Raw genomic sequence first — 11,757 nt, forward strand, 5'->3', positions numbered from 1 at the left:
GTTCAATAGGTCCATGTCCTTTAACCGTAGCTTACGGAATTTGGTGAGCGAACTTGGATTGATCACATCCTCCTCAGGGGCCATTTCCAGAAAGTATTTAAAGGACATGTCATATCTGGAACGCTCAACAACATCAACATCCGAAACGGTGTAGATCGTCTTTAACAGAAGGTACTTGAACATCTTGATGGGGCTCTCTGCTGTACGCCCATTGGTCTGGCAATACTTCTCCAAAAGTTCCTCATGTATAAAACTGAAATCGATAAGATCGTTGATTTTGCGAAGTAGATTGTCTTTTGRAACAATGATATCGTACAATCCCGAATAGGAACTGAACTGAATTTTTTGTTGGGTAGAAAGCATCCTGATATCCGTTAAAGCCTACTTTAAGATACGAAAAAAGGAGCAGAAAACTGTTGTTTTCCACTCCTTTTTTTAGCCCATTCTAAAAGGGGACTTTTTCAGTGCCCTCGGATTAGTTCCTTGGCATTTCTATTACGATGAATCTTTTGATGTCGCTGCTGTTAAGGATCAGGATAGTTTAAGGGTGCTAGATAGTAACCTAAAAGTCCTCCAAACGATAGCCATCAAAGATCGATCGGTAGAAGACATCCTGATCAATTACCTACAGTCAAAATATCCAAATGATGATATCGGACTTTCCCATGCCGATTTTTTTGCTTCACCTATGATGTCCTCGGGAAATAAAGCCCCCTATTGGAAAGCAAACAAAGTAGATGATCATTTTGAATTGGCATTCAAAGAAGATGATGGCTACAAAACTTTCGCACGTGTAGAAGCTCAAGAAGCTGAATTCATTGGAGACCAACTGAAACTAAAGGATAAAAAAGGGAATACGCTGAGCTTTAAAATGGATTGGTCTAGTATGGCATTTCCTATTCCGAAGCAATTAAAAGAACAATTCAAGCTATCAGAAATAAAATAATTGAAAAAAAAATATACAATTGCACAATAACTGGATATTTACATCGTTATGTATATAAAGAAAAGGTTATTTCTATTTTTACTTTTAGTGATGAGCTTTAAGAAAGAAAAAAAGATAACTTTTTAGAGAAAGAGGTTGGCTAGAATTAGTCAACCTCTTTTGATTTTGTCTTGTTCTCAGATTTTTTTATTCTTTGACTACCTTCCAAAGGCAAAATAGGTCGATAAAGGATGTTCTTTTCCTTTCATCCAATCCGATACCATTTCCATTCCGGTAACCGAAAAGGTAATCCCGTTTCCGCCAAATCCCAGCACGAAATAGGAATTCTTAAATTTAGGATGCTCCCCAATGTAAGGAAGGCCATCTTTGGTCGAACCAAAAGTTCCGGCCCAACGAAAATCCGGATAGAATTCCCTGCCCACAAAAATCTTCTTAAACGACTTGTATAGTTTATCCGATTTCTTTTCGATCAGCTCATCCCGTTTGATCGGGTCATGAAATTCCTCATCCTCTCCCCCTATTAAAAAACGGTCGTCATCCGTGGTCCGCATGTACAGATAGGGATCGGAAGTATTCCAGATCAACAGGTCTTTATAGGCTTTATTTAAGGTATGGTCTACTTCGGAAACGATCGCATAGGTGCTTAAAAGATCCACAAACTTTTCAGGAATCATAGTCGCACTTTCAAAACCCACACAATAGATGATCTTCTTGGCTTTGATATGGCAACCTGTTTCCATCTCCGCCAGTTCAAAGCCTCTTTTGGAAGTTACTTTTATTAATTCATTATTATCATAAACCCGTAGGCCTTCCTTCACATTATACTGCAATAATTCATGCGCCAGATAAAAGGCATCCACACTTCCCCCTAGATCGGAAAGGATTCCTCCATGGCATTGGAAAATTTCATATTGTTTGTTAATCTCTTCTTCTTCCAACCATTTAACCTTAAAACCGGCCTCCTTGCGGGCTTCAAATTCCTTTTTCAATCCTTGTACATCGGCCTTTCGGCTGGCATAGTACAAGGATTTCTTTCGTTTAAACCCGGCTTTGGAATTTATCTTTTTAGCAATCTCCTGCAGGTTCAGAATCGATTCTCCACAGGCTTTATAACATTCCTGCGCAGCTTCTTCACCAATCATCCCTTTCAATTCAAAAAGGGGAACATCGATTTCGTATTGTAACATGGAAGTGGTTGCTGAAGAGCTTCCATTAACAATTTCCCGTTTATCGATGACCACCGTATCATAACCATCGGCTATACATTGATGGGCGATGAGACTACCGGTAATTCCCGATCCAACTACCAATACATCACAGCTGATATCTTCCCTTAGGGAAGGATAGGATTGCAACAATCCATTTTTTATTAACCAAAAAGGTTCATTCGATTTTAAATCCATAAAAAAATGCCTATTCTGTATGGAATAAGCATTTTTTTGTTAAAATGTTTGACCTACTATGCATTTTCTACCTGTCCGCCTCCCAATTTTTCATGCAACATGGCCTCATCCAATCCTTTCTCGTATTTGGCAACCACCAACGTAGCTGCGGCATTGCCTATGATATTCGTTAATGCCCTAGCCTCGCTCATAAAACGATCAATCCCCAAGATCAATCCTACCGCTTCCACAGGAACATGGCCAACCACCGGCAAGGTGGCAGCCAAGGTGACAAATCCACTTCCCGTTACGCCTGCCGCCCCTTTCGAAGTGAGCAAAAGCACCAATAAAAGCGTAATTTCCTGTTCTAAGGTTAAATGCATGTTCAGCGCTTGGGATATAAATACGGCCGCCATGGTCAGATAGATACAGGTTCCATCCAGATTGAAAGAATAACCCGTAGGTATTACTAATCCCACTATCGGTTTGGAACAACCCGCATCCTCTAATTTCTGCATCAGCCCTGGAAGTGCCGATTCGGAGGAAGATGTACCTAATACGATCAATAATTCCTCTTTGATGTACTTCAATAGTTGAAAAACATTCACCTTGACATAGAAATACAATACCGCGCCGATAACAAATACAATAAAGACAATACAGGTGAGATAAAAACTGATCATCAACATACCTAAGGAAGAAAGGGCCTCTACCCCATATTTACCTATCGTAAAACCGATGGCGCCCATGGCTCCGATCGGTGCCAGGTACATGATCATTTTGATGACTGCAAAGATTCCTTTCAGAAAAGACTGCAGCACGTTCAGTACAGGCTCTGCATTTTTCTCCCCGATCTTAGTCAAGCCAATACCAAACAAGACCGCAAAAACCAGGACCTGCAAGAGGTTATCGGATGCCACAGCAGCAATAACATTATGGGGGATGATGCTGATGATAAAGTCCATTATGGTCTTATGTTCCTCCGATTGCTTTACATAGGAGGATACTGCGGCAGGGTCTAGACTTGCCGGATCAATGTTCATCCCCGTTCCTGGTTGGATCCAATTGACAAATACCAATCCTATGATCAGGGCGATGGTGGTCATCACCTCAAAATAGATCAAGGAACTAAGGCCTATCTTCCCAACCTTCTTGATATCCTGCATGCCGGCAATCCCGATTACAATGGAACTGAAAATCAATGGCGCAATAACCATTTTGATGAGCTTGATAAAGCCATCACCAAGAGGTTTCAGTTTGACCGCAAAATCAGGGTAAAATATACCGCAGAGAATACCGATTACAATTCCAAGGATGACCTGAACATAGAGGCTGGAGAATATTTTCTTCATAGATGATACGATATAGGTTTAAGACCAAAGGTTAAGTATACCCTCAGTATAGAACGTAAATGTATCAAATAAATTGAATTATCTTCTTTCTAAAAATTTATTTAGGGATTCGCCCAGTAATTTTTCCCAACCCGATTCGAACTTATCCTGCGAAAAATTCTCTCCCGCATCTTTAAAATTCTCCAAACCTTCATGGGTCAGGTGCAAGGTGGTTGCGCCGCGACGAGGGATTAAACGCCAGGTAATAATGGAAGTGCCTTCACTCTGTTTTGGATGTCGCCAAGTGAACTTAAAAATCTCCGGAGCCTTGGTCTCGATGACCTGGCATTGGTGTAGCTGTTGGCCACCCGTATTGCTTTTGTAAAACTCAAATTCTGCCCCTTCTTCCGTGCTGAAGTTTGGGATTTCGAAAAACCAATCTTTCATGGTCTGTTTGTCCGTCAATGCTTTCCATAACTTCTCTGCAGAAATAGGGTAAGTACGTTCAATGTGAATGGTTTCTGCGCGCATTTTGCCTCCTTTGAGCTTATTTGTAGTGTTGTTTAAATATAAACAATAAATTAACGCAAAGGTGTTAAGTATATATTAAATTTCATGAAAAGCTCCGTATCTTTGTTCGTGATGAATGTAAATAATTTATTAGAACGTGCACTGAATTTCGACTTCTTAACCAAGGAAGAAGGAATCTTTCTATATCATGAAGCAGCAACAGCAGACTTGATGTTTGTTGCCAATGAGCTTCGCAAAATTCAGGTGCCCCATGGCAAGGTGACCTGGCAGATCGACCGGAATGTTAATACCACCAATGTGTGTATTGCCAACTGTAAATTCTGTAATTTCTTCCGCCGTCCAGGCCATGAAGAAAGCTATATTACGGATATCGAAACCTATAAGCAAAAGATTGAGGAAACCTTCCGTTTTGGTGGTGATCAATTGCTGTTACAGGGTGGACATCATCCGGATTTGGGTCTTTCCTTCTATGCTAATCTGTTCAAGCAATTGAAGGAGCTATACCCTACCTTAAAGTTACACTCCCTAGGCCCACCTGAAATAGCGCATATCGCTAAATTAGAAGGCATGAGCCATATTGAAGTACTCACTGCCCTCAAAGAATCCGGATTGGATTCCCTACCGGGTGCTGGTGCTGAAATCTTGAACGACCGTGTCCGTCGATTGATCTCGAAGGGCAAATGTGGTGGTCAAGAATGGCTGGATGTGATGCGTGCTGCACATAAGATCAACCTACCTACATCAGCAACCATGATGTTTGGACATATAGAAACCATTGAGGAACGTTTTGAGCACCTGGTTTGGATCCGTGAGGTTCAGAGCGAAAAACCAGCTGATCATTACGGTTTTATAGCCTTTATTCCTTGGCCATTCCAAGATGATGGAACCCTATTAAAACGCCTGAGAGGGATTACGAATGATGTGACACCGGATGAATACATCCGTATGATTGCTTTGAGCCGGATCATGCTTCCGAATGTGAAGAACATTCAGGCTTCTTGGTTGACGGTCGGAAAACAGACCGCCCAAATCTGTCTGCAGGCCGGTGCGAATGATTTTGGTTCCATTATGATCGAGGAAAACGTGGTTTCGGCTGCTGGTGCACCACACCGTTTCACCTCCAAATCCATTCAGGATGCGATCATCGAGGCAGGTTTTGAGCCGCAGTTGCGTACGCAGACCTATCAATTCAGGGAAATACCATCCCAAATGGAAGAACAGGTCATCGATTATTAATTGTTACACAGTTTGATTAGGTTTTGAAGGATATACTATTAAATATAGAAGCGATTATTTTCGCTTCGGCAGAAGGCATCAGTCAGAAGGATTTAAGGGAGGTTTTGCAGGAAGCTTTGGCTATTGAAATTTCCAAGACCGAATTGGCGGAAATGATCGGTAGGCTGAAAGAGAAGTATGCATCGGAGGATCAAGCGCTGTTATTGGCCAACATCAATGATCAATTGCAGTTTTTGACCAAACCGGTCTACCACGATGCGATCAACCAATTGCAGCTGCATAAGGAGAAAAGGAAATTGAGCCAGGCGGCTTTGGAAACCTTGGCTATTATTGCTTATCGCCAGCCTATTACAAAACTAGAGGTGGAACAGATCCGGGGCGTGAATTGCGATTACTCCATCCAACGTTTATTGGACAAAGGATTGATACAAATTGCGGGGAAAGCCGACAGTATTGGTAAGCCAATCTTATATGCCACTAGTGGACAATTTATGAATCATTTTGGCCTCAACAGCGTAAAAGACCTACCGCAACTGAAAGATATTGTGGCTGAGGAAAATAGCATCGGAGAAATCGTTGAATAAATTCTTGCATATTTGCTTTTTTTTTCATGTTAAAATAATTTTAAAAAAATATTTTTCAAATGGATTTTCTTCTATAATTTTACGTTAATAAAGTAAGTATCATAATAAAGAACATGGCTACAATGCAAGAAATGGAAACAGAATTAACGGTTGATGAAAGAGTAATGAATTTCAACGGTCCTGATGATGATTCGGATGATATCTATGATGATGACGATGATTTCGGATTGGATGATATCGACTCTATCGGCGGGTTTGATGACATGGATGATGACGATGATGATTTTTAATTAAAATGATGATCCGAGTTATTCGGATGTATACATGTAAAGAATTAGCAACGCTTGGTCTAACCCCAAGCGTTTTTTTATGGCCAAAAAAAACGCCTGAAGATTACTCTTCAGACGTTATTGTTTAGCTGCAATTATTAATTATTTATCGTCTTTACTCAAGGAGAATGGAAGGTCTGCTTTCGTAACTCCACGTTTTTTATTGGGTTCTGCACCCATATCAAAAACCAGGTTAGCGCCTTTTACCAACTCGCTGTGGTTCAGGTAATTTTTCGTGTAGTTCTTGCCATTCCATTTTAATTGTTGGATATACCTGTTCGCATCGGAATTGTTCTTGGTTTCGAGCACCACCTTTTTACCATTGCTCAATTTAAGGGTTACCTTGTCAAAGATTGGAGATCCAAGGACATATTCATCGGTCGCAGGTGTTACTGGATAGAATCCAATAGCTGAGAATACATACCAAGCGGATGTCTGCCCATTATCTTCATCGCCACAGTAACCATCGGGGTTTGGTGAATACATTCTGTTCATTGTTTCACGCAGCCAATACTGTGCTTTCCAAGGAGCACCAACATGATTGTACAGGTAGATCATATGTTGGATCGGCTGGTTTCCATGCGCATATTGTCCCATATTGGCGATCTGCATTTCACGGATCTCATGGATCGGAAAACCATAATAACTATCATCAAATACCGGTGGTAAGGAGAATACGGAATCCAGTTTGATTTCCATTGCTTGGTGTCCACCCATCAAATTGGCTAATCCTTCGATATCCTGGAATACCGACCAGCTGTAATGCCAGCTGTTTCCTTCGGTAAATGCATCCCCCCATTTGAATGGGTTGAATGGGGTTGACCAGGAACCATCCTTATTTTTTCCACGCATCAATCCCGTAGCTGGATCGTACAATTTCTCGTAATTGTAAGCACGTTTTTTATAGAATGATTGATCCTCTTTGGATTTATCCAATGATTTTGCCAATTGGTAGATCGCAAAATCATCATAGGAATATTCCAAACTTCTTGCGGCGTTCTCATTGATCTTTACATCATAAGGCACATAGCCGAGTTCATTATAATATTCCGCACCTGCCCTACCTACTGCCGTAATAGGTCCAGCGTTATTGGCGCCCTTTTTTACCGCTTCGTAGAGCACTTCAATATCTTTTGACCGCACGCCCTTCATCCAGGCATCAGCCACTACAGAAGCAGAATTATTGCCCACCATGATGTTCCTATAGCCAGGGCTTGCCCACTCCGGCAACCATCCGCCCTCGCGGTAAGCATTTGCCAATCCTTCCTGCATCTTTTCATTGATCTCTGGATACATTAAGTTCAGGAATGGGAACAAACACCTGAAGGTGTCCCAAAAACCTGTATCGGTAAACATATAGCCCGGAAGGACCTGACCGTTGTATGGTGAATAATGCATCACCTGTCCTTGCGCATTGATCTCGTAGAACATTCTTGGGAACAACAAGGAACGGTATAGGCTGGAATAAAAGGTACGCATCTGATCGATGGTTCCACCTTCAACCTCGATCTTACTCAATTCCTTGTTCCAGATATCCTCCCCTTTTTTAACCTGTTCGTCGAACGTTACGCCGTCCAATTCTTTCAGGTTTAGGAGGGCTTGTTCTGGACTGATAAAAGAAGAAGCTACTTTAACATGAACTTTCTCGCCCGCATTGGCCGTTTGGAATCCTACTAAGGCACCCACATGGTTGGCTTGGATCTTCAAGCGTCCATCAACAAGCGCTGAATCTGCAAAGGTAGCTAGGTTGGCAAATGGACGATCGAACTCCAGTACATAGTAATTTTTGAAATTCTTAGGTACTCCGCCGCTGTTTCGGGTGGTATAGCCTATTATCTTCTGTTCCTGAGGAAGTACCTCTACATAAGACCCTTTGTCGAAAGCGTCTATTAAAACATAGGCCTCGTTGGTTTTAGGAAAGGTAAAACGAAAATAGGAAGCTCTTTCGGTAGGTGTAACTTCTACCTTGGTATCATAATCGGCTAAGTATACCGAATAATAATGCGGTTTAGCGGTTTCTGCCTTATGGGAAAAATAGCTGGCTCTCTTATCCTGGTCGAAGGTTTTGTTGCCCACCATCGCCATAATAGAAAATTGCCCGTAATCATTCATCCAAGGTGATGGTTGATGGGTCTGTTTGATACCTCTAATCTTTTCCGCTGTATAGGTGTACATCCATCCATCGCCCATTTTTCCCGTTTGAGGGCTCCAGAAATTCATTCCCCAAGGGAGTGCAATGGCTGGATAGGTATTCCCGCTGGATAGGAAATAGGTTGATTGTGTACCGACTAGCGTACTTACCATATCGATCGGACGATCTATCTTCCCTACCTTCTGTGCGAAGCTGGAGCAAATACTTCCGCCGATCAAAAGTAATGTGGTTAAAAATCTTAAGTTCATAGTCTGTTTTAAAATAGGTTATTTTCTTTTCATAAAAATAACAAAAAAAACTACAAAACCTAATGCTAAAAGTATTTAGCTATACATTTTAAGCGCTATTTTACCGTATTGTTCAGGGCTATCAAAAAATAAATGTGCGGCAGAAACCTCTTCAAATGGGAAAACTTGGGTTACGGCAGGTACTAATTTACGCGATTCAATGAATGGTAAGATTTTGTTTTTTATTTCTAATGTTAGGTTTATTTTAAAATTCAGGTCTCTGCTTCGCAGGGTTGATCCCGAAATCCATATCCTCTTCTGCATCATCTTGAGCAGGTTCAGTTCTACTTTTGCACCTTGTACGGCATTGATGTGGATCAGTCTTCCATCGGGTTCCAATAGTTGGATATGCTTATTGAAATAAGTTCCGCCTATGCTATCAAGGATCAAATTGATCTTTTTATCTTTTAATACTTCTTCAAAATCTTCTTCTTGGTAGTTAATGACATTGTCTGCACCTAGCTGCTTTGCAAATTCGGCTTTTTCAGCAGAACCAACGGTAGTATAGACGGTCGCACCGAACAGTTTAGCCAATTGAATAGCCATGGAACCAATGCCACCTGATCCCCCATGGATCAACACTTTATCTCCTTCCTTTAAGTTGCCGCGTTGAAAGAGGTTGTGCCAAACCGTGAATAAGGTCTCCGGAAAACAAGCGGCCTCCTCAAAACTGATGCTTTTTGGTTTTGGGATACAAAGTTCAGCAGCAACGCAGACCTCCGTTGCATATCCTCCACCAGCTAATAAAGCGAATACCTCATTGCCTACCGACAAGCCCTGTACATCTTTACCCAGACTTTTTATTATCCCGGAAACTTCTAAGCCTGGAATATCATTAGATACCCCTTGAGGAGCTGGATAATTCCCTTTCCTTTGGAAAACATCGGGTCTGTTGATCCCTGCAGCCTTTACACGTAAAAGCACTTCATTTGCTGCGGGCTGTGGATCTTCCTGGGTTTCTATTCTCAATACTTCGGGTCCACCGTATTCGGTGATAATCGCTGCTTGCATTATTTTTTATTTGGATAACTCTGTAGACGCATGTTCAAGGTGAGCATAAAATATCTCCCCAAACGATTGTTTCTGGATTCGAACACATCGTTTCCTACATATTCGGTGATAATGCCTACGTTCTTGTTCTGATCCAACATATCAAAACATTGAAACCGGAGCATTGCCATATTGTTCTTTAAAAAGTTATATTCTACATAGGCATTGATGATCGTTGGATTAACATCGGATATTTCAGAAACATAGCCTTTGTAGAATTTTTGGGACATCTCCGTTCCAACCATAAATTTATCATTGATATAGCCCCTTCCGCCAAGACTCAACAGGAAGGAATGGGCAGCAATCTTGTTCTTGTATGGGAGCTCATAGGTGGCTCTGTTCAAGAAATAATTGCTATTGAATACTGATTCGAAATATTGGTTCCAGTTGTACCTCAGGATCAGGTTCTGGTTGTACAATAATTGCCTGGTGGTGCTTTTCAATTCGTTTACAAAGGATAGATTATTCAGGTAATCGATATTTCCCGAAATATCCATTTGAAAATTATCGTTCAGGAACGGGGTATTGAAATAGTAATTCCATTTTACATCATAATAACCATCTGTATTTTCGTATGTCGTTTCCTGAACAGTTTCGTTCGACAGGGACTTCTTCGAACTGACGATCTTATTATTAATAAAGGTATAAGCAAAATTAGTTTCGAAATATTGTCCTTTGTTGGTGACAAACTTCTTGAGAGAGGTTGAAAAACGATTGTAGAATTCGGCTTTCAGGGATGGATTTCCGACGATGATATTCCTGGAATTGGAGTTATCCCGTACTGGCGAGATATGAAGGAAATTCGGTTGGATATTTTTTCCCAAGTAATTCAGTTCCATTTCAAAATTCTTGGAAAATCGATACCGGAGATTAGTCGTAGGAACCAGGTTGACATTGCTATATTCATGGGTAATCGTATCCCCCTCAATCTTTCCGGATAAGGATACCGGTTGAACAGAAAAGCCCATATTGACGCGGAATCGTTCATTCGGCTCATACTGATAGTTTAAACCCGTTTTATAACTCTTGAATTGATAGGCATAATCGATACCCAGGGAGTCTACCCATCCCCCGCCATCGCCGATGGGATTCCGTACGGCTCGTCTTGCCTCGATATTGGTCACATCAATATCGTATAATACCTCTAAAAGACTATGGTCAAAAAATGGCTCCACATAGGAAACAGAGCCTTTCATTGAGCTGGTATTGTTGCGGGAATCAACCAATTGCTTCTGTTCAAAGAAATTGATAACAGGTTCAATGCCTGTAGAATCGTAGATTACATAATCTTCCCTGATGTTTTCATCTTTATCTAAGGATTGGTAGGATATCCTTCCATCTGCCACTAATTTCCGTTTGCTCTTCTTAAAATATTTCGAATAGAGCATGGAGAATTCCGCATTGGGATTCGTGGTGGTAGAGGTATCATTATAACTTCCGCGCTCCCTGATCCGGTAATTGCTCAGATTGGAGGACTTAAGGTTATAGTTATAGGAACGATTGAAGGATAGTTTAGGGACAATCTTTAAAATATCCTGGTTTTTTAGGGTAGAATTTATTTCCAGCTGTACCCTATGGAAATTATCATCCATTTTTCGTTCAAAATCTTCCTTTTTATTGATCTTATAGCCATAATAGGAGGAGGTCAGCAAAGAATTACCCTCGGTAATGTTCTGTCTGTTCTGGTAAGTATAGCCCCCAGATAAGGAGATGTACTTATTAAGGTTCTGGGAGAAGGTGATACCAATGGAGGACAACTTGTTCAATCCATCGGATTGATCGGAAAAATCTCCCACATCCCCCAATCCGGAAGATCTGCCTCCTGCCCCATCTGGGCTACCGAAAGTAAACAGACTGGTATTGGTGTTATTGACCGATGTGACCACCGAAATTTCCTGGCCATCGTTGAATTTATTGACTCCGACACTA

11 protein-coding genes are annotated in these 11,757 nt (G+C 41.2%); 4 read left to right on the forward strand and 7 right to left on the reverse strand.

All coding sequences use genetic code 11. The features are described from left to right. The coding region (locus tag CRJ00_RS15380) for a transposase (protein WP_144038180.1) at positions 1–363 on the reverse strand (363 nt) is incomplete at its 3' end. Positions 364–547: 184 nt separating this feature from the next. Between CRJ00_RS15380 and CRJ00_RS15385 the strand changes: the two genes are divergently transcribed. Further along, the gene (locus tag CRJ00_RS15385) at positions 548–946 is read left to right on the forward strand and encodes a hypothetical protein (RefSeq protein WP_099367643.1); all 399 of its coding nucleotides are present in this window, start codon (positions 548–550) and stop codon (positions 944–946) included. Positions 947–1,143: 197 nt separating this feature from the next. Here the strand turns inward: CRJ00_RS15385 and CRJ00_RS15390 are convergent, their stop codons facing one another. The 3 genes from CRJ00_RS15390 to CRJ00_RS15400 all read right to left on the reverse strand — a co-directional run bounded on the left by CRJ00_RS15390 (position 1,144) and on the right by CRJ00_RS15400 (position 4,190). After that, positions 1,144–2,349: an NAD(P)/FAD-dependent oxidoreductase gene (locus CRJ00_RS15390; protein ID WP_099367644.1), complete on the reverse strand. Its 1,206-nt coding sequence runs from the start codon at positions 2,347–2,349 to the stop codon at positions 1,144–1,146. A 56-nt stretch (positions 2,350–2,405) separates the two neighbouring features. Continuing rightward, positions 2,406–3,680: a C4-dicarboxylate transporter DctA gene (dctA, locus tag CRJ00_RS15395; protein WP_099367645.1), complete on the reverse strand. Its 1,275-nt coding sequence runs from the start codon at positions 3,678–3,680 to the stop codon at positions 2,406–2,408. 78 nt (positions 3,681–3,758) lie between these two features. After that, positions 3,759–4,190, reverse strand: a complete 432-nt coding sequence (locus tag CRJ00_RS15400) for an SRPBCC family protein (protein WP_099367646.1) — start codon at positions 4,188–4,190, stop codon at positions 3,759–3,761. Between the two features lie 111 nt (positions 4,191–4,301). Between CRJ00_RS15400 and CRJ00_RS15405 the strand changes: the two genes are divergently transcribed. The 3 genes from CRJ00_RS15405 (at position 4,302) to CRJ00_RS18870 (ending at position 6,300) form a co-directional block, all read left to right on the forward strand. Continuing rightward, positions 4,302–5,426, forward strand: a complete 1,125-nt coding sequence (locus CRJ00_RS15405; protein ID WP_099367651.1) for a CofH family radical SAM protein — start codon at positions 4,302–4,304, stop codon at positions 5,424–5,426. Between the two features lie 23 nt (positions 5,427–5,449). Continuing rightward, on the forward strand, positions 5,450–6,010 hold the full coding sequence (scpB, locus tag CRJ00_RS15410) for an SMC-Scp complex subunit ScpB (RefSeq protein ID WP_099367647.1): 561 nt from the start codon (positions 5,450–5,452) through the stop codon (positions 6,008–6,010). Between the two features lie 113 nt (positions 6,011–6,123). Beyond that, positions 6,124–6,300 (forward strand): hypothetical protein, encoded by a 177-nt coding sequence (locus CRJ00_RS18870; protein WP_167554305.1) that lies wholly within the window; start codon positions 6,124–6,126, stop codon positions 6,298–6,300. A gap of 141 nt (positions 6,301–6,441) precedes the next feature. Here CRJ00_RS18870 and CRJ00_RS15415 read toward each other — a convergent pair whose 3' ends face one another. The 3 genes from CRJ00_RS15415 to CRJ00_RS15425 all read right to left on the reverse strand — a co-directional run. Further along, a complete protein-coding gene (locus CRJ00_RS15415) occupies positions 6,442–8,739 on the reverse strand; it encodes a GH92 family glycosyl hydrolase (RefSeq protein ID WP_099367648.1) in 2,298 nt (765 codons plus the stop codon). A 75-nt stretch (positions 8,740–8,814) separates the two neighbouring features. After that, positions 8,815–9,789, reverse strand: a complete 975-nt coding sequence (locus tag CRJ00_RS15420) for an NAD(P)H-quinone oxidoreductase (protein WP_099367649.1) — start codon at positions 9,787–9,789, stop codon at positions 8,815–8,817. Continuing rightward, positions 9,789–11,757 (reverse strand): outer membrane beta-barrel protein (locus CRJ00_RS15425; RefSeq protein WP_099367650.1); only part of this gene is annotated, 1,969 nt, incomplete at its 5' end. The genes CRJ00_RS15420 and CRJ00_RS15425, both read right to left, overlap by 1 nt.

The organism is Sphingobacterium sp. 1.A.4 (genome assembly GCF_002734245.1).
Taxonomy (GTDB): Bacteria; Bacteroidota; Bacteroidia; order Sphingobacteriales; family Sphingobacteriaceae; genus Sphingobacterium; species Sphingobacterium tenebrionis.

Bases quoted from the DNA above. Each gene is read 5' to 3' on its own strand.
- CRJ00_RS15390 (WP_099367644.1), bottom strand. From the start codon at position 2,349: ATGGATTTAAAATCGAATGAACCTTTTTGGTTAATAAAAAATGGATTG.
- dctA (WP_099367645.1), bottom strand. From the start codon at position 3,680: ATGAAGAAAATATTCTCCAGCCTCTATGTTCAGGTCATCCTTGGAATT.
- CRJ00_RS15400 (WP_099367646.1), bottom strand. From the start codon at position 4,190: ATGCGCGCAGAAACCATTCACATTGAACGTACTTACCCTATTTCTGCA.
- CRJ00_RS15405 (WP_099367651.1), top strand. From the start codon at position 4,302: ATGAATGTAAATAATTTATTAGAACGTGCACTGAATTTCGACTTCTTA.
- CRJ00_RS18870 (WP_167554305.1), top strand. From the start codon at position 6,124: ATGGCTACAATGCAAGAAATGGAAACAGAATTAACGGTTGATGAAAGA.
- CRJ00_RS15415 (WP_099367648.1), bottom strand. From the start codon at position 8,739: ATGAACTTAAGATTTTTAACCACATTACTTTTGATCGGCGGAAGTATT.
- CRJ00_RS15420 (WP_099367649.1), bottom strand. From the start codon at position 9,789: ATGCAAGCAGCGATTATCACCGAATACGGTGGACCCGAAGTATTGAGA.